The organism is Bacillus sp. JUb11, assembly GCF_024807925.1.
In the GTDB taxonomy this organism is placed as follows: domain Bacteria; phylum Bacillota; class Bacilli; order Bacillales; family Bacillaceae; genus Bacillus; species Bacillus altitudinis.
Window position 1 is genome coordinate 1 of sequence record NZ_JANUEZ010000010.1, and the last position, 19,455, is coordinate 19,455.

At 39.9% G+C, this 19,455-nt stretch carries 22 protein-coding genes and 2 riboswitches; of the genes, 15 read left to right on the forward strand and 7 right to left on the reverse strand.

What is annotated here, in order from left to right:
* Positions 1-264 precede the first annotated feature (264 nt).
* Complete coding sequence (locus M2369_RS16775) at positions 265-693, forward strand: organic hydroperoxide resistance protein (protein WP_007498801.1); 429 nt, start codon at positions 265-267, stop codon at positions 691-693.
* Positions 694-727: 34 nt separating this feature from the next.
* On the opposite strand, the gene M2369_RS16780 is transcribed toward M2369_RS16775, so the two are convergent.
* A complete protein-coding gene (locus M2369_RS16780; RefSeq protein WP_008346188.1) occupies positions 728-1,174 on the reverse strand; it encodes a MarR family winged helix-turn-helix transcriptional regulator in 447 nt (148 codons plus the stop codon).
* Between the two features lie 161 nt (positions 1,175-1,335).
* Between M2369_RS16780 and ohrB the strand changes: the two genes are divergently transcribed.
* The gene (gene ohrB, locus M2369_RS16785) at positions 1,336-1,755 is read left to right on the forward strand and encodes an organic hydroperoxide resistance protein OhrB (RefSeq protein WP_008346186.1); all 420 of its coding nucleotides are present in this window, start codon (positions 1,336-1,338) and stop codon (positions 1,753-1,755) included.
* A gap of 73 nt (positions 1,756-1,828) precedes the next feature.
* Here ohrB and guaD read toward each other — a convergent pair whose 3' ends face one another.
* From guaD to M2369_RS16800, 3 genes are all read right to left on the reverse strand, one after another.
* On the reverse strand, positions 1,829-2,299 hold the full coding sequence (guaD, locus tag M2369_RS16790; protein WP_008346184.1) for a guanine deaminase: 471 nt from the start codon (positions 2,297-2,299) through the stop codon (positions 1,829-1,831).
* 142 nt (positions 2,300-2,441) lie between these two features.
* On the reverse strand, positions 2,442-4,730 hold the full coding sequence (gene metE / locus M2369_RS16795) for a 5-methyltetrahydropteroyltriglutamate--homocysteine S-methyltransferase (RefSeq protein ID WP_041507402.1): 2,289 nt from the start codon (positions 4,728-4,730) through the stop codon (positions 2,442-2,444).
* 156 nt (positions 4,731-4,886) lie between these two features.
* Positions 4,887-5,079: riboswitch (cobalamin riboswitch) on the reverse strand.
* A gap of 112 nt (positions 5,080-5,191) precedes the next feature.
* Positions 5,192-6,151 carry a S8 family peptidase gene (locus tag M2369_RS16800; RefSeq protein WP_007498796.1) on the reverse strand — a complete coding sequence of 320 codons (960 nt, stop codon included), beginning with the start codon at positions 6,149-6,151 and terminating at the stop codon, positions 5,192-5,194.
* Positions 6,152-6,611: 460 nt separating this feature from the next.
* Here M2369_RS16800 and M2369_RS16805 point away from each other — a divergent pair, with 460 nt between their 5' ends.
* The 9 genes from M2369_RS16805 to M2369_RS16845 all read left to right on the forward strand — a co-directional run bounded on the left by M2369_RS16805 (position 6,612) and on the right by M2369_RS16845 (position 13,406).
* Entirely contained in the window at positions 6,612-6,914 is a 303-nt protein-coding gene (locus M2369_RS16805) for a hypothetical protein (protein ID WP_041092341.1), read from the forward strand.
* A 1-nt stretch (position 6,915) separates the two neighbouring features.
* The gene (locus M2369_RS16810) at positions 6,916-7,119 is read left to right on the forward strand and encodes a helix-turn-helix transcriptional regulator (protein WP_008346178.1); all 204 of its coding nucleotides are present in this window, start codon (positions 6,916-6,918) and stop codon (positions 7,117-7,119) included.
* A gap of 199 nt (positions 7,120-7,318) precedes the next feature.
* Complete coding sequence (locus tag M2369_RS16815; protein ID WP_019743445.1) at positions 7,319-8,005, forward strand: response regulator transcription factor; 687 nt, start codon at positions 7,319-7,321, stop codon at positions 8,003-8,005.
* A 3-nt stretch (positions 8,006-8,008) separates the two neighbouring features.
* Positions 8,009-9,358 carry a sensor histidine kinase gene (locus M2369_RS16820; protein WP_259255117.1) on the forward strand — a complete coding sequence of 450 codons (1,350 nt, stop codon included), beginning with the start codon at positions 8,009-8,011 and terminating at the stop codon, positions 9,356-9,358.
* Between the two features lie 66 nt (positions 9,359-9,424).
* Positions 9,425-10,114: a PepSY domain-containing protein gene (locus M2369_RS16825; RefSeq protein WP_045034952.1), complete on the forward strand. Its 690-nt coding sequence runs from the start codon at positions 9,425-9,427 to the stop codon at positions 10,112-10,114.
* 92 nt (positions 10,115-10,206) lie between these two features.
* Positions 10,207-10,725 carry a PepSY domain-containing protein gene (locus M2369_RS16830; RefSeq protein WP_008346169.1) on the forward strand — a complete coding sequence of 173 codons (519 nt, stop codon included), beginning with the start codon at positions 10,207-10,209 and terminating at the stop codon, positions 10,723-10,725.
* A gap of 175 nt (positions 10,726-10,900) precedes the next feature.
* The gene (locus M2369_RS16835) at positions 10,901-11,044 is read left to right on the forward strand and encodes a hypothetical protein (RefSeq protein WP_008346168.1); all 144 of its coding nucleotides are present in this window, start codon (positions 10,901-10,903) and stop codon (positions 11,042-11,044) included.
* 131 nt (positions 11,045-11,175) lie between these two features.
* A riboswitch (M-box (ykoK) riboswitch) is annotated at positions 11,176-11,339 on the forward strand.
* Between the two features lie 208 nt (positions 11,340-11,547).
* The gene (gene mgtE, locus M2369_RS16840) at positions 11,548-12,906 is read left to right on the forward strand and encodes a magnesium transporter (RefSeq protein WP_007498785.1); all 1,359 of its coding nucleotides are present in this window, start codon (positions 11,548-11,550) and stop codon (positions 12,904-12,906) included.
* Between the two features lie 101 nt (positions 12,907-13,007).
* Positions 13,008-13,406, forward strand: coding sequence for a lipoprotein (locus M2369_RS16845; protein WP_039170299.1), 399 nt, complete (start codon positions 13,008-13,010; stop codon positions 13,404-13,406).
* 145 nt (positions 13,407-13,551) lie between these two features.
* Here M2369_RS16845 and M2369_RS16850 read toward each other — a convergent pair whose 3' ends face one another.
* Positions 13,552-14,415 (reverse strand): LysR family transcriptional regulator, encoded by an 864-nt coding sequence (locus tag M2369_RS16850; RefSeq protein ID WP_039170301.1) that lies wholly within the window; start codon positions 14,413-14,415, stop codon positions 13,552-13,554.
* A 205-nt stretch (positions 14,416-14,620) separates the two neighbouring features.
* Here M2369_RS16850 and M2369_RS16855 point away from each other — a divergent pair, with 205 nt between their 5' ends.
* A complete protein-coding gene (locus M2369_RS16855; protein ID WP_084231747.1) occupies positions 14,621-14,983 on the forward strand; it encodes a cupin domain-containing protein in 363 nt (120 codons plus the stop codon).
* 258 nt (positions 14,984-15,241) lie between these two features.
* Here M2369_RS16855 and M2369_RS16860 read toward each other — a convergent pair whose 3' ends face one another.
* The gene (locus tag M2369_RS16860; RefSeq protein ID WP_007498778.1) at positions 15,242-15,571 is read right to left on the reverse strand and encodes a MerR family transcriptional regulator; all 330 of its coding nucleotides are present in this window, start codon (positions 15,569-15,571) and stop codon (positions 15,242-15,244) included.
* A gap of 192 nt (positions 15,572-15,763) precedes the next feature.
* Here M2369_RS16860 and M2369_RS16865 point away from each other — a divergent pair, with 192 nt between their 5' ends.
* From M2369_RS16865 to M2369_RS16875, 3 genes are all read left to right on the forward strand, one after another.
* Positions 15,764-15,919 carry a hypothetical protein gene (locus M2369_RS16865; protein ID WP_008346151.1) on the forward strand — a complete coding sequence of 52 codons (156 nt, stop codon included), beginning with the start codon at positions 15,764-15,766 and terminating at the stop codon, positions 15,917-15,919.
* A gap of 38 nt (positions 15,920-15,957) precedes the next feature.
* Positions 15,958-16,122, forward strand: coding sequence for a hypothetical protein (locus tag M2369_RS16870; protein ID WP_008346148.1), 165 nt, complete (start codon positions 15,958-15,960; stop codon positions 16,120-16,122).
* A gap of 357 nt (positions 16,123-16,479) precedes the next feature.
* Positions 16,480-16,944 carry a MarR family winged helix-turn-helix transcriptional regulator gene (locus tag M2369_RS16875; protein WP_088004396.1) on the forward strand — a complete coding sequence of 155 codons (465 nt, stop codon included), beginning with the start codon at positions 16,480-16,482 and terminating at the stop codon, positions 16,942-16,944.
* 30 nt (positions 16,945-16,974) lie between these two features.
* On the opposite strand, the gene M2369_RS16880 is transcribed toward M2369_RS16875, so the two are convergent.
* Positions 16,975-19,389, reverse strand: a complete 2,415-nt coding sequence (locus M2369_RS16880) for an EAL domain-containing protein (protein ID WP_259255127.1) — start codon at positions 19,387-19,389, stop codon at positions 16,975-16,977.
* Positions 19,390-19,455 lie beyond the last annotated feature (66 nt).

Here is a 19,455-nt window from a genome sequence, read left to right on the forward strand (position 1 = left end):
GTGGGAGGCCTTTTTCATTCAATCTCATCCATCATCATTACGATGAAAATAAAAAAGATTGTAGAAAAACATGAGTTTCTCTACAATCTGAGCCCTTTTTAAAGGGCTTTTTTTATTGACCGCTTCAATCATCGTAGGTTGCACATTCATAAAAATAAAAAATGGAGGAAAGATGAAAGTGAGTGTTTTTCATTGACTCTTGAATTTAGATTGTGTACAATTCAATTGTAGAAAATATTAATAGAGCGAAAGAGGGTTATATTCATGTCAGAAGTTTTATTTACTGCAACGGTATCAGCTGTAGGAGGAAGAGAAGGTAAGGTTGTTTCAACAGATGGTGTACTAGAGCATGATGTAGCAATGCCAGGAACGCCAAGAGCGAAAAAGCTTGAGAAAGCAACGAATCCAGAGCAATTATTCGCAGCGGGCTATTCTGCATGTTTTGATTCAGCTCTTCAAATGGTCGCAAGACAAGAGCGTATCCGTTTTGAAAGTGAAGTAACGGCACATGTAAGCTTAATCAAAGACAGTTCAGACGGCGGTTTCAAACTAGGTGTCAAATTAGAAGTAAAAGGAACTGGAATTGAGCAATCTGCACTTGATGAACTTGTTCATAAAGCACACGGCGTTTGCCCATACTCAAAAGCAACGCAAGGAAACATTGAAGTAGAATTAGTAGCTGTCGCTCAATAATAGACATCAAAAAAAAGGCTGAGGGAATATTCCCTCAGCCTTTTGATTGTGTTAATTTTTGCAGAAGCTCATGTAAAGAAGCGCGAAGTGTTTTCAGCTCTTCTTCTGATCTGCCTGTTCCAGACAGCATTTGAAATGGAATCGAAGTGGCCTTCTCTTGTAAAGCTTCTCCGTATTCTGTTAAACGAATTTGGACCGAACGCTCATCCTCTTTCGAACGTTCACGGATGATGAGTCCATTTTGTTCCATTCGTTTTAGCATAGGTGTGAGTGTACCGGAGTCTAAATATAAAAGCTCTCCCATTGTTTTCACATTTAATGTCCCATGCTCCCATAACAAAAGCAGTGCCAAATATTGCGGGTATGTGATATTTAACTCTTCTAATAATGGTTTATATTGCTTCGTCATTTCTCTTGAACTTGCATATAACAAGAAACAAAGCTGATTTTCCAGCTTCATATGTTCAAATTCATTTGTCATATCTGTCACCAACTATTTTTTGTCATACTTATCATTGTATAAGATTTTCTTCCTTTTTAAAATAACTACAGACTAAAAATGAAAAATTCTTCAATGTGCCATAAATGTTTGAGCAACGAATAGAACGTGAAAGGTATAAGTAGAAGAAGGAGGAGATCAAGATGAAACCATTATTTACTGCAAAAGTAAAAGCACAGCACGGAAGAGCAGGACATGTTCGTTCTGATGATGGTGTGCTTGACCACAACATTGTGATGCCAAACGCAAAGAAAGATGGAGAAACTGGTACGAATCCTGAACAATTATTTGCAGCGGGTTATGCGGCCTGCTTCGGAGGGGCGCTTGAACAAGTCGCCAAGAAGCAAGGTGTCGAAATTGAATCAGAAGTAGAAGGACATGTCAGTCTATTAAAAGATGAAAGTGATGGCGGTTTTAAACTTGGCGTGAAGCTGATTGTTTCCGCTAAAGGGCTTGATCATGACAAAGCGAAAGAGCTTGTTGAGGCTGCACATGAATTCTGTCCATATTCAAAAGCAACAAGAGGAAACATCGAAGTAGAGCTTGAAGTGGCGGAATCATGAAAAGAAAAAAGGGCTAAAATTTAGCCCTTTCTCAAGAATCTACTGACATCTGCTGTGGAGCAGGTGTCTTTTTTTAATATTCTTTCTTTTTGTCGTATGTGTCCCATGCTTCAAATGGAGCGAGGGTTTTTTGAAGGGTCAGCTGGTAAAATGGAATGTTTCTTGATTCGTATTCTTTATTGATTTCTTCATAAATAAAGGAGTCATCAAAACCAGAAGTCGCTGCATCCTTGTGTCCAGCGGCAAAATATACGGCCTTTGGTCTAGCCCAATAGATAGCACCAAGACACATTGGACAAGGCTCACAGCTTGTATACAAAATACAGTCTTCTAATTGGTATGTATGTAGTGTTTGGCACGCCTTTCGAATAGCTGTCACTTCTGCATGTGCAGTTGGATCATTACTTGTTGTGACATTGTTGCTTCCCTCTGCAATAATCTGACCGTCTTTGACAATGACCGCTCCAAAAGGGCCGCCAGTGCCACTATTTACTCCTTCTACTGCAAGATCAATTGCGCGTTGTAAAAAAGCTTCGTGATTCATTGTCTTCCTCCCTTTGTTCGACTGACTTCTCTAGTATAAACGAATCATGATAGAAAAGGAATCATTGTAGGAGGAGATCGAACAGGACAATTTACGGATAAAAAACCCCTGCCAAATGTTCAGCAGGGGAAGAGTGAGTCCATTATGCGTGCTGCGCTAGCTTTTTACGAGCGACTTCAGCAGCTGTCACCATGTTTTTCAAAGCAGCAATGGTTTCAGGTTCTTGTCTTGTTTTCAGTCCACAGTCAGGGTTGACCCAGAAGCGATCTGTCGGACATACGTTCAGTGCATCATCAATGATTTTACTCATTTCTTCAACAGATGGAACGCGCGGGCTGTGAATGTCATATACCCCAAGTCCAAGGCCTTTCAAATACGGGTGTTTTTCTAAATAATCGAGGAACCCGCCATGACTGCGTGAATGCTCAATCGTAATCACGTCTGCATCAAGGTCTTCAATCGTATCAACAATATCCTCGAAGTTGCTGTAGCACATATGTGTATGAATTTGCGTTTCATTTTGAACAGACGATGTCGATAGACGGAATGACTCTGCTGCCCAGTTTAAGTATGCTGCCCAATCACTCTCTTTTAAAGGAAGACCTTCTCTTAGCGCAGGTTCATCCACTTGAATCACTTGAATACCCGCTGCTTCTAACGCTTCTACCTCTTTACGTAAAGCAAAAGCGATTTGGAAGGCAATGTCTTTACGAGAGATATCTGTTCTTGGGAAAGACCAGTTTAAGATCGTGACAGGCCCTGTCAGCATTCCTTTGACTTTTTTCTCCGTTAAGCTTTGAGCGTAAACCGTTTCTTTCACTGTCATTGGCTCTGTAAATTCTACATCTCCATAAATGATCGGCGGCTTCACGCAGCGTGACCCATAAGATTGAACCCAAGCGAATTTTGTAAAGGCAAATCCAGCGAGTTTTTCACCGAAGTATTCAACCATGTCTGTACGTTCAAATTCTCCATGAACGAGTACATCTAGGCCAATCTCTTCTTGAATATCAATCCATCTTTTTGTTTCTTTTTTAATAAATTCATCATACTCTGCATCTGTCCACTCATTTTTGCGCCATTTTTGACGAGCACTGCGCACCTCAGCTGACTGAGGGAAGCTTCCGATTGTTGTGGTTGGAAGAAGCGGCAGTTCAAGAGATTCATTTTGAATGCGTAGTCGTTCTTCAAAAGCAACTGAACGTTTAAAATCTTTTGATGAAAGATTGTTGCGCTCTGCTGTCAGGTCCGCATTCGTTCCTTTCGCGAATTCTTTTAACGTCAGAAGTGCTTCATTTGCTGCATGGATGTCTGCATCAATGGCAGCCGCTCCTTTTGATAAGCCTTCTTTTAATAGCGTTAATTCAGCCAGCTTTTCAGTGGCATAAGAAAGTCCGTTTAATAGTTTTTCTTCAAGCTGTTCGCTCGGATGTTTTGCAACTGGTACATGTAGCAGGCTGCTTGAAGGCTGCAGCCATACTTCTTTCGGCTGCACGTCAGCAATCACTTCAGAAATAAACGATAATCTTTCTCTTAGATCTGATCTCCAAATATTTCTGCCGTCGATGATACCGGCTGCTAAAATTTTATCTTTTGGGAAGCCGTGTTTTTTCAATTGTTCAAGGTTTCGTCCTTGATCATGGACAAAATCAAGACCGATGGCTTCAACAGGATACGTCACAAGCTCTTCATAGGCATCTACTGAGTCAAAGTATGTTTGAAGGAGAACGTTTAAGGCAGGTACAGCTTCTTTAATCGTTTGATAGATGGCTTTTACTGCTTTCACGTCTTCACTTGAAGCTGTGACTAAAGCAGGCTCATCAATTTGAACCCATTTTACACCGGCTTCTTCAAGCTCTTTTAACAACTGAGTATAAAGCGGCACTAGGCGTTGCTGAATCTCTTTCACTTCATTGGCTTCATAGCCTTTAGAAAGAGAAACAAATGTATAAAGACCAAGAACGACAGGTTTTGTTTCAACACCAAACGCTTTTTTCACCTTTTCGTATGCTTCAAGCGGTTTGTTATGTGTGAGTTTGAATTCTGTGCTTTTTTCGTATTCTGGAACGATGTAGTGATAGTTTGTATTAAACCATTTTGTCATTTCACTTGAGACAGCATCTTTTGTTCCTCTTGCCATCGCAAAGTATGTATCTAGCGGGTCTTTCAAGCTGCGGAAGCGCTCTGGAATCCAATTGAACATAACGGCAGTATCCAGCACGTGATCGTAGAAGGTGAAGTCCCCAGAAGGAACAACGTCAATTTGTTGATCAATTTGAGTTTTAATAGCGGCTAAAAATTGTTCATCGAGTGTGCTTAAGAGGGTTTCTCGGTCAGTTTGACCTTTCCAATAAGACTCAAGTGCTTTTTTCCATTCTCTGTTTAAACCAATTCGCGGAAAACCTAGATTACTTGTTTTAACAATTGTCAATTCCAATTCCTCCTCTAAATATAAAAAGACACTCACACTCATGGTCAAGATTGATGAGGGCAAATGTCTGGTTTAAAAAGACAAAATGTGTGTGCGAAAGAAGGCGTAAGTATCAATGACGAACGCTTTTCCGACATCTCCTATCAACCGTAGGGGGTTTGATGTGATAGAGCGGCTGGTATCCTGGCTAGTGAATCTGCAAGCTTTTCATCCTTCCCATCTTCACGACAGTGGATGATTAACGAAAAGCTCTCCTCACTTACAGTGGCGGGACCGCGCCGGATTTTCACCGGTCTTCCCAATTAAAATTCGACGTGTGATCGAATTACCGACTCTCAAACTATGAATTTATTGTGTTCGATTATATAACGTTCACTTCATTTCGTCAAAGTAAATTTTGAATAATTTTAATTAAAAAAATCCTGAGAAAATTCTATCTTTTCTCAGGACCTAACATGTACCTATAGAGACAAAAGTTCTGCTTCCAATGTTTTCTCAAGAAGCACATCTGGTGCAGTTAAATATAAAAACCCGTTTCCTACAAGGGTTTTCGATTGTTTTAGCGGAAGGGTTCTTCGTACGAGCTGAGCATATACCTCAGGTTCTGTCAGCTTACGCTGGAACGCTTCTTCTTCGGCATTTTTAATAATGGCGAGTGCACCGCTCACATGAGGGGCAGCCATGGAAGTGCCTGTTAGTCTTCCGTATTTATGGTTAGGGAGAGTGGATAAAATGTCTTCACCTGGAGCGACGAGGTCGATTTCTTTATTCGCATTGGAGAATTCAGAGGATTCTCTTGCAAGAGAGACAGAGCCGACGGCAATGACCTCGTTGTATGCAGCTGGGTAGGAGAACTCTTCAGTACGCTCGTCTCCGTCACCTTCATTTCCTGCTGCGCAGACAACAAGCACACCGCTGCTTACCGCATGTTGGATGGCCTTTTGCAGTTCTGGTTCATTGCTTGGCCCACCGAGAGACATGGAAATGATATCAACTTTCTGTTCAACCGCATAGTTAATGCCATTGATAATCCATTCGTATTTCCCGCTGCCATTTTTCCCTCCAAGAACTTTCACGATCAACAGCTTGGCTTCAGGCGCAACACCTAAAATGCCGCCATTTTGATCCGTTGCTGCAATCGTTCCTGAGACATGGGTACCATGCCCGTTGTAGTCTTTTACATTCTCAGCATCGCCATTGTCATCATCGGTAAAGTTTTTTCCTCCGATAATCTGATCTTTTAAATCGGGATGCTCCGTGTCGCAACCTGTATCAAGGACAGCAATGGTTATGCCTTTTCCTTTGAAGCCACTTGACCAAAGTTCGGGTGCTTTAATCTCCTGAATACTTTCCGGCGTCTCTTTCGCTTCCATCACATTGGCTTTTACTTCATACGGAATTAAGCGAATTTCACCTTTCATAAGAAAGCCCTCCTTATTTTGTTTTCAAAGTAGATTCAGGTTGCGTAATGTTATTGTATAAAACAAATGTTTGATCGGAAAGGGTCAATTGTAATAATTTTTCAAATAATCAAATAATTATTTATTGTGCAGTTCTCCTCATATCTTGCCGAAAGAAGTCACCTTTTGAGGAAAACTCTTAGTATCATATGAAAAAGAATGAAATGTTGCATAGTGAGCTTGCACCTGTACAGATGAAAATGGGTGAAAAGAACTAAAAAAGGCAGATCGGAAAAACAATCATATAAAGAGATAGAGGATGACAGAAAAGAAAATGGTACATGGCATGTGCAGATAATTGTTTTTTCATTATAATGATCGAAGGAATATAAAATGTAAAAAGTATTTGACATTTTTTAAGCGGATGATATGATTGAAATGTAAAAAGTATTTGACATTTTGATTGGGAGGGGACTAACCGTTGGATGTTGTCAAAGTTGTGTATTCAGTCATCTTATTAGTGGTCGGACTGTTCATTTTTATCGCGCCTATGATTCAAAAGGGTGATGAAAGAAAGAGATTTATCTACTCAAAAGCTCAATCGTATGCATTTATGGTGGTCATTGGTATGCTTTTATTAGAAGTCGCAGAGTCCATATTTTTAACGACCCAAGGGAACAATTCTGATAAGGGGTTTGGGATTTCTCCCATCATGTTCCTAACTGTGATTTCGGTCATATATTTAGTTACATTACTCATATACAGAAAAAAATATGGTGATTAAATTGCAAAATCATATAAGAGAACTAAGGAAATCCATTAAATTATCCCAAGAAGAACTTGCTAAACGGTGTAAGGTCTCGAGACAAACCATCAATGCCATTGAAAACGATAAGTATGACCCTACTTTACAATTAGCCTTTGACATCGCCTCTGTTTTGAATACGACTGTAGATGAGCTTTTTGTCAGTCAACCTAAAAAGAAGTAAGGGACCAGCCTCAGAAAAGAGGCTTTTTTTGTTGATTTCTGTAATGTGCAAGGATCAGCTGAAAATAAAAATCAACCATATTACATAACAATTCCTTATTCATGAAAAATAAGATATGAAGATTGTGACTGTTCCAATGGAGAAAGGCAACATATAATAATGGAAAGACAAGCTTGCCTTTCAGATAGGAGAGATAGAGATGAACAAAGGGAAGATACTCGTGGTAGAAGATGAAAAGAAAATTGCAAGAGTGCTGTCATTAGAACTTGAATATGAAGGATATGAGGTCACAGTCCAAGATACAGGGATGAAAGGACTCCAGGCACTCGAGGAGGAGAGTTTTGATTTAGTGCTTCTAGATGTCATGCTTCCAGAATTAAGCGGACTTGAAGTGCTTAGAAGGGTTCGAAAGACAAATACGGCAACACCGATCATTTTGATTACCGCAAGAGGAAGTGTTCCCGATAAGGTCAGCGGTCTTGATCTTGGGGCAAACGATTATATTACAAAACCCTTTGATATAGAAGAATTATTAGCGCGAATTCGTGCACAGCTGAGGTTCAATCACAATGCGCAAGAGGAAAAGGAAATTGAGCTAAGTATTGCAGATTTAACGGTGAATGAGAAAACAAGAGAAATTCAAAGAGGCGATCAGACGCTTGAGCTGACACCGAGAGAATATGACTTGCTTGTTCATTTATTGAAACATCAGCAGCAAGTGCTCACAAGAGATCAGCTTTTAACAGCTGTTTGGGGTTTTGATTATTTTGGTGACACGAATGTGGTTGATGTCTATATTCGCTATTTAAGAAAAAAAATCGATTACCCGTTTGAAAAACAATTGATTCACACAGTGAGAGGTGTGGGTTATGTGATGAAAGGATAAAGCATGAGATTAAAAAATAAGATCCAGCTTTATACATCGTTGTCCTTGTTTTTAATGGTGCTGCTGTTTCATACAGCGATTTATTTTATTTTTTCGATGACCTTGACGCAAAAAGATATGTCCAGACTGTCGGAAGTAGCTGAAAATATTGCTATTGCACTAAAGAAGTCAGAAGAAGAGGGCCTTCCATCTTCAGAGCTTCTGAAAGCGTATCTGCCTCAAAATGGTATGATCCGTGTCGTCACAGAGAAAGGTGAATCAAAGCTGACCGTCACGAAGGAATCTACGTTTAGCTCACTTCCTTTTACATACGAATCTGGTCAGACAGCAGAAATTCAAGAATACAATAAGCATATGATTGCGTTCGCGGCTATCCCTGTCATTTGGACAAATGGGGACATTGTGTCGCTGCAAGTATATGAAGAAATTGAAAATACAGAAGAGAACTTGGCGTTATTAAAAATGATTTTAATCGCTACTGGCGTTTTGTTTATTGTGCTTTCTTATTTTGCAGGCCACATTTTAACGAAACAAATTGTACGCCCAATTAGTCGAATGACCAATACGATGAAAGCAAGTATGAGAGAAAAGGCATTTAAACGAATTGAATTAACAGGCGATTCAAAGGATGAACTGTATCAAATGGGTCAAACCTTTAATGAAATGGCCGAAATTCTCGAGAAACATTATGAGAAAGAGCAGCAATTTTTACACGATGCTTCTCATGAATTGAAAACACCCATTACCGTCATCATGAGCTACAGCAATTTACTAAAACGCTGGGGGCAAAGCCGGCCAGAGGTCGTAGAAGAATCCTCTCAAGCCATTCATGATGAGGCAAAAAAAATGAAAAGGCTGACAGATCAACTACTCACACTGGCGAAAAATGGGCAGCCGCTTTACTTGGACATGAAGCCGGTTGATCTTGGTCATTTGTGCAGCCAAGTTGGTCATACACTTGAAGTGGCAACCAATCGAACCATCCTTACTCATGTACAAACAGATCAGCCTGTGATTGCTGAAGGAGACGAAGAGAAGATCAAACAGCTTTTGACCATCTTGATTGATAATGCGGTTAAATATAGTGCAGAGCCAGTTGATGTGAACTGCGGACGAGCAGGAGAGAAACCGTTTATTTCGGTTGTTGACAAAGGAATTGGCATAAAAGAAGCGGATCTGCCGAAAATCTTTGACCGCTTTTTCCGTGTGGATGAAGCGAGAAACAGTGAGACGGGCGGGACTGGACTTGGCCTGTCAATTGCGAAGCAAATTGCTGAAGAGCATGGGGCTGAGCTAAAGGTAGACAGCCGTATCGGTGAAGGAACCGTGATGACCATTCTTTTTCAGAAATAAGTAGGTCTTTTCTCATCAATTTCTCATTTCCTCCTTATAAAATAGGAAATAGGAAGGAGGCGCTGCATGTCTAGAAAAATGAAAATGCTGCTTACGCTCGCAGGATGTCTTTTCATTCTTGTGGCTTTTGCAATGCTCATGATTCAAACCATTGACAAAAAAATATTAAGCGAAGCAGACATTAAAAAAATCATCGCAAAAGACTACAATGGAAACATCACAAATATTGATCTGATCAATCATAAACAGGACTATACATTGACGCTTGAAAATTCAAATGGCATCTATCAAATCATTGCATCTTCCTCAAGCGGTCAAATGAAAGAGATGAAACAGTTAAAGAGCTATCAAAAACCAAATGAGAAAAATGCCGAACTCCAAGCAGAAGAAGTGGCAGTGAAAAAAGTGAAGGGTACCGTGATTCAAAAGAAAGAAAAATCGGATCGCTTTATCTTTACGATTCAATCAAAAAAAGAACTGTATCAAGTGGATGTTGAGAAAGACACGTTCAAGGTGATTGAAGCAGAAAAGAAAAAGCCAACCTCTAAAGAAAAGAAGCTGACAAAAATAACGGTAGAAGAAGCCATTCAGATTGCCGTAAAAGAAGTGGGCGGCACAGTGGATGATGCAGATCTTGAAACTTTTAGCGGAATGCTCGTGTTTGAGGTAGAGCTCGATTTGCCGGATGGAAGAGAGGCAGAGGTATTAGTGAATGCCTATACAGGAGATATTGAAGGCATTACGTACGAAAACTAATCATTTTCTCATGATTTTCTCATCTTCCTTTCCTTTCTTTATCATCTTGTTTTTTTAAGATAAAGGAGAAATAAACAGAGGAGGAATGAAATATGATAAAAAAAGTACTAGTCGCTACAGCATTCACAGGAGCCCTTGTCGCAGGTGGTTTCACCCTTCAAGCGCAAAATACCAATCAAACGGCAAATGCCGAACAAGTGGTGCAAAAGAAATCTTCATTTGTCTCAAAGAAACAGGCTGAAAAAGCAGCATTAAAAGTTGTGAAAGGCTATGTAGATGATGTAGATCTTGAGCGTAAAAAAGGAAAATGGGTATATGAGGTCGAGATTAAAAAAGGCGGCTTTGAATATAAAGTATATGTCGATGCCAAAACAGGCAAAGCGCTCAATGATCCAGTCAAAGAAAAGAAACAAAATGTAAAAATCACCAAAAAACAGGCTGAACAAATTGCCCTTGCAAAAGTAAAAGGAACAGTCACAGATTCAGAATTAGATAAAGAAAATGGTGTGTACTTGTATGAAATTGAAATTACGACACCAAGCGGCGAAGAAGTTGATTTTGAGATTTCCGCTAAAACAGGCAAAATCCTCAAGCAAGAATGGGACGATTAAGGTATAAATGAACCTTTGAGCGTGATAGAAAACCTTTGCAGCCCTAGGAAGGACGAGTACTGGTGCGGGGGCGAATTTGACATTCGTGAGCACTAGCACGCACACGCTGAACCTTACACTTTTATGTGTAAGGTTTTTTCATTGGGACAAACTACTGGAAAGGAGGCGAGAGAATATGATGAAGAAAAAAGAAGAAGAACAGACGATGGATCGTGCGGAATATGTTCCCCACCCTGATGGAGAAGGATATGCTTTGTTTTTGCATGATTCCTTTCATCTCCTCTCCCAAGAGGATATGAATCAGCCAGAAGAGGAATAAAAGACATGAAAGGGCGATGGTCAACTTGTCTATCGCTCTTTTTTTGAAAAAAAAGCGAATACATCAGGAAACTTGGCATCTTGCTTATTGACATCATTGCGCTTTTTCTGTAATCTCAGTGTGTCAACAATATGAGACTTCGTTAGGTGAGGCTCCTGTATGGAGATACGCTGCTGCCCAAAAATGTCCAAAGACGCCAATGGGTCAACAGGAATCATCGACATAAGGTGATTTTTAATGCAGCTGGATGAATCCTATGCCATACAGTGCTAAAGCTCTACGATTGAAGGAGCAAGTGTTTATTTGTCATGCTTACAAAGCGCCTTCATTCGGTTGAAGGTGCTTTTTTATGAGAAAAGGAGGTGTGGGGATGGATCATCCCGATTCGAGACACATAGAGAGTATGTCAAAAGATCAGATTGACGCATCAGATAGCGGAGATCCTGACCCCCCGCACAATCTAAGGGATTCGGGTATCTCCTGATTTTGGGGAGGTAACAGCGATGATACAGAACATTACGTACGATGAACTCATTTTACGCATCATTATTTTACTAAGAGATGGGAAACGTAAAGAATTTAAAAACATTATGGAAGAACTTCAGCCTTATGATATGGCCTACTTATTCAAGGAGCTTCCAGAAAAACACCGCGGCCGCTTTCTCAGCTTTTTAACAGTCGATGACGTGACGGAAATGATGGGTGAACTGGAGCGGGAATATCAAGAGATTGTTCTTGAAAAAGTAGGGAAAGACAAAGCCACCTTCGTCACAAACAAAATGGATAACGATGATCTAGCCAACTTGTTTGATGAGATGGAGGATGAGCTGAAGGATCAGCTTTTATCTAACATGGAAGCAGAGGAATCCAAGGCCGTCCAGCTTCTCATGAATTACCCTGCTGAGACAGCAGGCCGGATCATGACCAATCGGTACGTTTGGATTCCGCAGCATTATACGGTTCAGGATGCCGTGGTGAAGCTGAAAAGCTTTGCTGAAATTGCAGAATCGATCAACTACTTATATGTCATAAATGATCAAAAACAGCTTGTAGGGGTACTCTCATACAGGGATCTTATTTTAGGTGAACCGGATGAAAAAGTGCAGGATCTTATGTTTACAAGAGTCATTGCCGTTGGTGCCTTTCAAGACCAGGAAGAAATCGCAAAGCTCATTGAGCGATATGATTTCCTTGCCATCCCTGTTGTAGAAGAGAACAATGTCTTAGTCGGAATTGTGACAGTCGATGATATCATTGATGTTGTGATTCAAGAGGCAGGAGAAGACTATGAAAAGTTTGCTGCCTCTGGTAAAGATATCACGTTCGACACACCGGCATTTGTGGCGGCATACCGCCGTCTTCCATGGCTCATTTTGCTTCTATTCATTGGGCTGATTTCAGGCAGTATCTTGAATTATTTTGAAGATACCTTGCAGCAAGTCGTTGCTTTAGCATTCTTCATGCCGATGATTGCAGGTATGACAGGGAATACAGGGACACAGTCTCTAGCGGTTGTCATTAGAGGATTGTCAAAAGAAGAATTAACGAAAAAAACCATTATGCGCTTGATTTTCAGAGAGCTGAGAACAAGTATTTATATTGGGATTGTTTGTTCAATCATTATTACGGTCGTTGCCATGGTATGGCAGGGCAATATGATTTTAGGTTTTGTTGTTGGTTCCTCGCTTCTTGCAACACTGATTATTGGGACAATGGCAGGTACGGTCGTGCCGATTATTTTACACAGATTAAACGTCGACCCAGCCATTGCATCTGGACCGCTGATCACAACATTGAATGATATTTTATCCTTACTCATCTATTTTGGAATTGCAACAGCATTTCTTCATACACTGATGTAGTCAAAAGACTGTAAAATGTAACGTTTTACAGTCTTTTTTGAATAAAGATTGCATATAGCGCTTCCATCCTTTACATTTTAAGGAGAAGGTGGGAGAAAAAAATGAAGAAGTTTTTATTCATTTTCATGTGCATTGTTTTGCTAAGTGCATGTTCAAGAGAAGACGAGGGGAAAGACAGAAGACTTGTGGCATCAGAGCATATGTTAGAAGCGATAACTGAAGGAAATAAACGAAAAATGGACAATGTCTATGTCGAAGGCGCAGTCCCAAGCCCAAGTGACATTCTTAAATCGAAAAAGGAATGGGGAATTGAGACGCTTTCTTATGAAGATTTTCAATTGGAAGAAGCCAGCATCCATGTCTTTCATGCAAATTATAAAGATGTAAACACTGGAGAAAAAAAGGCGCTTGCCTTTCGGGTGAAAGAAGATCCTGAAAAAGGCGGCGTACGAATTGACTTTGTAGGGGTTGTTGAAGGAACTGACGCTTCATCTAAATAAAAAGTATCGTTCATATGCTTTATGATAAATCAGGCATAAGTTGAGATAATGTAAAAGGATAGAAGAGCTGAAAGAATGTCGCTCTATCTATCCTCTTTTTTTAACACACATGATCTTATTAATGAAAACAATGATCTGTCTCAGATCACATATTCGTAATGCCTATTAACTCCATAAATTGTGACAGAGCACTGGTCATGTACGAATCACGTCGCCTGATCAACACAGTGGGCACGATTCGATGTGGTTCCGGTAATGGATGACAGGTGAATTTGCCTTCCCCCCGAGATTCAACCATAGATTTTGGTAATATAGTCACTCCCAGCCCGCTTTCAACACATTTAAGGACGCCCTCTAACGTACCATATTCCATGACCTTCATAGGAGGATAGCCGTTGTTCTCTAGCCACTTTTGCCATCGTCCTAAATAAATACAATGGGCGAATGACGAGAGCAACGGCTCATGTAAAATAGATTCTACCTGGAATTGCTCCGTGGAGTAGCTTGTAATGAGAACGAGGGATTCTTCCAATACAGGATACTCGATGATTTCTGGATGAAGAATTGGCCCATCTACTAACGCGCTGTCTACTTTGTAGTTGAGGATAGCGCTAACTTGGTCGACTGTAGGTGCCATATACAAGCTCAATTCTACTTGTGGAAATTTTTTGTGATATTCTGTGAAAATGCTGGGCAATCTTGTAGATGCGGTGGACTCTATAGATCCAATGTGTAAAGATCCCCGCGGAGTAGAGGAAAGCTTTACTGCTTCTATCGCTTCTTCGTAATCGTATAGTAATTTATTTACATAGGGCAGCAGTTCACGTCCTGCAGGCGTTAAAGATATTTTCTTATGATATCGATAGAGAAGAGGTACACCTAACTCTTGTTCAAGACGTTGGATTCTTGCGGTGACATTGGACTGCACATAATTTAATTTTTGAGCAGCTTTTGTGATGCTTTGTTCAATGGCAACGGCTTTAAATACTTCCAAAGATTTAATATCCAAACTAACTCTCCTTTTTTGCATCACAAATTGTGATGATCTATATGCTATTTTTTGATTTTACGTGATCCAAAGAAGTATGTAAACTAAATGATAGAAGAGGTTGATGCTCATTGCGTCCCTTTTATCTGATCGAGAAGAGAAAATGAGAATTTTTTAGCTGTGGCAATTAAAACAGACGTTTCCATTTAATAAGGAGGGGAATCGATTGATTACAAAGGTAAATATCGAAGAAAAATTTTCGCAAATAAATGATTATTGGAATCCTAGAATAGGTGGAGAGTTGAACGACTCATACATGAAAATGGTGAAAATGAAGGGTGAATTCATTTGGCATCACCATGATGATGAGGATGAAATGTTCTTTGTGTGGAAAGGCAATCTAGTCATCCGTTTTAGGGATAGGGAAATAACGCTTCATGAAGGGGAATTTCTTGTGATTCCAAAAGGAGTTGAACATCAGCCAATTGCTGAAGAAGAAGTTCACTTGCTCTTAATAGAGCCCAAAACGACGCTAAACACGGGGAATGTGCTCAATGAACGAACTGTTTCGATTCCTGAACAAATTTGAAAAACTAAATCGTTAAAGATCAAGTATCTTAGGTGATAAATAGTTGAATGGTTGTTTTAGCTAATAACGAGGCTGCAATTGCTGCCTCGTTTTGTTGCTTCAATGATTCAAGATGAGCTGTAACGCATTTCCTTTCGCTACCTGAAATAGACTCTTCAGCAAGAATCGGTCTTTGGGTCAGTTCGTGCTTTCATCGATTCATATTCAGGACGATCAGATGCTAAGTCTATTTTGCCGAGTAAGCAATTGTTATTTAGTTCATCGATTCTTGTACCGGAAGTGCGCGTTGATCTGTCCTTCCAGCATTTTTTTCTTATATTGTCCGCTTTTTAATGCCTGTTCTTTTTTCTTCATGTCTTTTAAAATTTCCGCTGTCTGCACACCATCTTCCCGTTTATTGGCGATATCCATTAAACGTTCTACATCAGAAAAAGAATATTTCCGTGTGCCTCTTGTTGAGCGCTGGGGGTAGATGAGTTTACGTTCCTCATAATATCGGATTTGCCTGACGGAAAGCCCTGTTAATTCACTGACAATCCCGATTGAAATGACTTTTTTATCTTTATAAGATACATCTTCCTGCGTCATATCCTCACCCCTGCAAGTCTTTTCTTCATATTATATCGAACAGTCAGTAAAAAAACCTAACGTTTGTTAGATAATATAACACAAAAATGAAAAAAACGAAAAACAATGGAAGGAAAATTAACATATAAAGTGCAAATCATATCACGTGAACATATGATAATAAAAAGAAAAAATAAGGAGGAGGCGCACTTGATGGAGAAAACACAGATCATCCGTATGGCAAAAGAAATCATCGCATTAGATGTGAAGAGGGATGAACTGCTGGAGCAGTTCATGCAGGCTGCGGGTCAGAATGCACATGCTCTTCTTAGAGCCGTACAAAATGATTTGTATAAAAAGTCCTCATAAGCACCCGATCCATATCCATTGATAGGAGGGGAGAAGTCATGCGGCGTATATTAAAAGAAGCTTTAGCGAAAGAAAGACATTATTATACGAAGCAGCTTTGCTCACTTGGGGTGTATAGCCCTGATATGACCAAGAACATGACAATTAGTGACTTAAAAAAAGAGTATCATTTCTTTTTCAACAAAACAGATCGCTATCTTTAACATCCCTTATCATGTGCGTTGTCACATGAAGGGTTCTTTTTTTGTGTGTTTAATATTATAGCAATATTGGATTTTGTAGAAATTTGACGAATCAAATGTAAGAAAATATAGAGCCTTTACAGATTATGTTAAAATTTGTCGTAACATGATGGTTTGCTGGAAAAGCTTTTTTTCGAGATGATTGTGAAAAATAAGAAGGATTTTAAAAGTTTATATCGAAATCTTATACATAACACGAATGGAGTCACTTATGTGGTTGAAAGGGTTTTCAAAAACGTACTTCTATTTTTTACGAAAGGCTCCAACTGCACCGCAAGAAAGCCTTGAAGTTAAAAAAATATTATAAGAGGTAGATATGTGATGAGACTATCGTTTAATGAAGAAGAAGTAGAACGTTCAATGACGCTTTACAAAGTTTTTGCAAGGGCATTTAAAAGCGTTTCCGAACACAGTATTAGAGACAGCAAGGAGCATGGATTCAATCCAACTGAATTTGCCGTTCTCGAATTACTGTATACGAGAGGTGCTCAAAAACTTCAGCAAATCGGCTCAAGACTCCTGCTTGTCAGCGGGAATGTTACGTACGTAATTGACAAGTTAGAGCGAAATGGTTTCATTGAAAGAGAACAGGACCCAAAGGATAAGCGGTCAGTTTATGCCCATTTAACAGATAAAGGGCGCAGTTATTTGGATAAAATTTATCCAATCCATTCTCTTCGAATTGCGCGGGCGTTTTCTGGTCTTTCGCGTGAAGAACAGGAGCAATTAATTAGTCTGCTGAAAAAAGCAGGTATTCACAGTCAGCATTTGTTATTTAGATAAAACGAAAAGGTGCCATGGTTGGCACCTTTTTTATGTATCCAGCTGATGAGCAGGATAGGCGATAAATTTTTCAATGTCACTAGCTGGAAGTGGCTTGGCATAATAAAAGCCTTGTAGATCGTCACAGCCCTGCGCAGATAAAAGTTGCGCTTGTGCAAAAGTTTCAACACCTTCAGCAATGACTTCTAGAGATAGCTGGTGCCCCATTGCAATAATAGCCCCTGTGATTTGCTCAGACTTTGAATCGCTCAAAATATCCTCGATAAATGATTTATCAATTTTCAGACGGTGAATCGGCAAATCCTTCAAATAGCTTAAAGAGCTGTGGCCTGTACCAAAATCATCAATACTAATACGGACGCCAAGTTGTTTTAGAGATGTCAGTACTTGTTTTGACTGCTTGATGTTGTCCATTGTCATGCTTTCTGTCACTTCAAGCTCAAGAAGTGATGGTTGAAGGTCGTATTTTTTTAGCGTTAGTTTGATCAAATCAATTAAGTCTTCAGAGTTAAACTGCTTAGCAGATAAATTGACCGCTACAGGGATTTTCAATTGCTTGTCATACCACAATTTTGCCTGCTTACATGCCGTGTCAATGACCCACCTTCCAATATCGATAATCAGGCCCGATTCTTCAGCAAGTTCAATGAAAGCCTCTGGTGATTTTAGAGAACCGTCTGGTGCTTTCATTCTTAAAAGGGCTTCAACACCTGTCATCTGTCTTGTTTTGGCGCTGATTTGCGGCTGATAATGAAGCACAAACTGCTTTCTTTGAATGGCATCTCGTAGCTCCAGTTCGCGATTGAGTCTGTCCTCACTCAATCTCTCCATAGATTCAGTAAAGAATTCATAGCGGCTTTGTTTATGTTTCTTTGATAAATACATGGCCATATCTGCTTTTCTCATCAATTCCATACCATTCTTACCGTTTTGCGGAGAGATGGCGATTCCAATACTAATGGATGTAATGAGCTGATGGTTTTGAATGAAAAAAGGACGTTCAAATTGGCGAATGATGTTTTTCAAAAGCTGTTCAATTTTATGTGTGTTATGCTCCATGTGAGGAAAGATCATTAAAAATTCATCCCCGCCAATTCTTGCAATAAAGCCATTGTCAGGCAAACATTTGGTTAGTCTGTTTGCGGCGGCTTTCAACAGCAGATCGCCTATGTTATGACCAAGGGCATCATTAATAATTTTAAACCGATTTAAATCAAGAAAAAGAACTGCCGTTGACGTTTTTGTCTCTTCTTGAGCGGATAATACATCATTTAAATGATTAATGCCGTGACGACGGTTCGGAAGTTCAGTTAATGCATCATAATGTGCCATCACATGAATTTCTTTTTCAGCAATCTTCTGCTGGGTTAAATCTTTTAAAACGAGATAAATGCTGTCAAGTGTATGGTTGACGTGTACGGGTATGTATGTAACATGATAATAATAAAAACGATCTGCTGCTTTCAGTTCTGCTTCGCGCGTAATTGCTTTTTTTGATTGATAAATAAAGTCTTCCCACATCTCAGTCGGCATGACGTATTGATTCACATCATCACCAATCCAGGAATTGCACATTTTCAAAATGTGTTTGCCTGGGTCATTCGCAGATATCACTTTACGATCAACGGATAACACGATAATACCATCTATATTATGTTTGATCAGTGATTGGAACCGCTGTTCATTTTCTTTTAGCTGATCTGATTGTGACATAATCCGTTGATCAATATAGGCGCCGAAAATCATGAGTGATTGGACGATAAGCGTCATCAGGCCGATCAAAATGGACAGGCTAAATGGTGACATTTCAAGAGAACCACCCGTAGCGACCTGACCATCTGAATGAAAAAACATCGTCGAAGACGCCATGCCAGTGTAATGCATGCCCGCAATAGCACCGCCCATCATCAGTGCACCCGCTATTTTTAACAGCTGATCCTCCCGCCTTTTCTCAGAGCGATGGAGCCGGAAAAAAAGGTGTAATGAAAAGAATGAAGCGAGCGCACCAATAAAAAACGAAAGAAAAAAGAGAACAGGGTCATAGCTGATGGTGACATTCGCCATTGATTCCAATCCGAGATAGTGCATGCTGCAAATAGCTGAGCCCATCGTGATCGAACTAATCAAAAGTCGCCTTGTGGAAAGTTGCTGCTGAATACATATTGAAAAAGCAATGAAAGAACCGATAAAAGAGGCCAAAATCGATAAAATGAGTAAGGGTGTTTCATATGTGATACCAGAGCGTAGATGAAACGCCATCATGCCAATAAAATGCATTGACCATATTCCCATCCCCATGATCATCGCACCAATGATCAACCATACTCTTTTCTTTGCGCCGCTCGACTGGATCACCCGGCTGGCTAATTGAAGAGCTGAGTAGGAGGCGACAGCGGCTGACAGAAAGACAAGCCATCCGTTGTAGCTTCCTGTTAAATGTGTCATGTAAGAAAACCTCCTGTATCTAAAAACAGACATATACTTAATATATCGGATCAAGTGGCGCCTGTG

What these genes read in the sequence shown, in the direction of transcription:
- M2369_RS16860 (WP_007498778.1), bottom strand. Translation starts at nt 15,571, where the DNA reads ATGACGCAGGAAGATGTATCTTATAAAGATAAAAAAGTCATTTCAATC.
- M2369_RS16830 (WP_008346169.1), top strand. Translation starts at nt 10,207, where the DNA reads ATGATAAAAAAAGTACTAGTCGCTACAGCATTCACAGGAGCCCTTGTC.
- M2369_RS16780 (WP_008346188.1), bottom strand. Translation starts at nt 1,174, where the DNA reads ATGACAAATGAATTTGAACATATGAAGCTGGAAAATCAGCTTTGTTTC.
- mgtE (WP_007498785.1), top strand. Translation starts at nt 11,548, where the DNA reads ATGATACAGAACATTACGTACGATGAACTCATTTTACGCATCATTATT.
- M2369_RS16870 (WP_008346148.1), top strand. Translation starts at nt 15,958, where the DNA reads ATGCGGCGTATATTAAAAGAAGCTTTAGCGAAAGAAAGACATTATTAT.
- ohrB (WP_008346186.1), top strand. Translation starts at nt 1,336, where the DNA reads ATGAAACCATTATTTACTGCAAAAGTAAAAGCACAGCACGGAAGAGCA.
- M2369_RS16880 (WP_259255127.1), bottom strand. Translation starts at nt 19,389, where the DNA reads ATGACACATTTAACAGGAAGCTACAACGGATGGCTTGTCTTTCTGTCA.
- M2369_RS16835 (WP_008346168.1), top strand. Translation starts at nt 10,901, where the DNA reads ATGATGAAGAAAAAAGAAGAAGAACAGACGATGGATCGTGCGGAATAT.
- M2369_RS16775 (WP_007498801.1), top strand. Translation starts at nt 265, where the DNA reads ATGTCAGAAGTTTTATTTACTGCAACGGTATCAGCTGTAGGAGGAAGA.
- guaD (WP_008346184.1), bottom strand. Translation starts at nt 2,299, where the DNA reads ATGAATCACGAAGCTTTTTTACAACGCGCAATTGATCTTGCAGTAGAA.
- M2369_RS16845 (WP_039170299.1), top strand. Translation starts at nt 13,008, where the DNA reads ATGAAGAAGTTTTTATTCATTTTCATGTGCATTGTTTTGCTAAGTGCA.
- M2369_RS16820 (WP_259255117.1), top strand. Translation starts at nt 8,009, where the DNA reads ATGAGATTAAAAAATAAGATCCAGCTTTATACATCGTTGTCCTTGTTT.
- M2369_RS16800 (WP_007498796.1), bottom strand. Translation starts at nt 6,151, where the DNA reads ATGAAAGGTGAAATTCGCTTAATTCCGTATGAAGTAAAAGCCAATGTG.
- M2369_RS16815 (WP_019743445.1), top strand. Translation starts at nt 7,319, where the DNA reads ATGAACAAAGGGAAGATACTCGTGGTAGAAGATGAAAAGAAAATTGCA.
- M2369_RS16825 (WP_045034952.1), top strand. Translation starts at nt 9,425, where the DNA reads ATGTCTAGAAAAATGAAAATGCTGCTTACGCTCGCAGGATGTCTTTTC.
- M2369_RS16865 (WP_008346151.1), top strand. Translation starts at nt 15,764, where the DNA reads ATGGAGAAAACACAGATCATCCGTATGGCAAAAGAAATCATCGCATTA.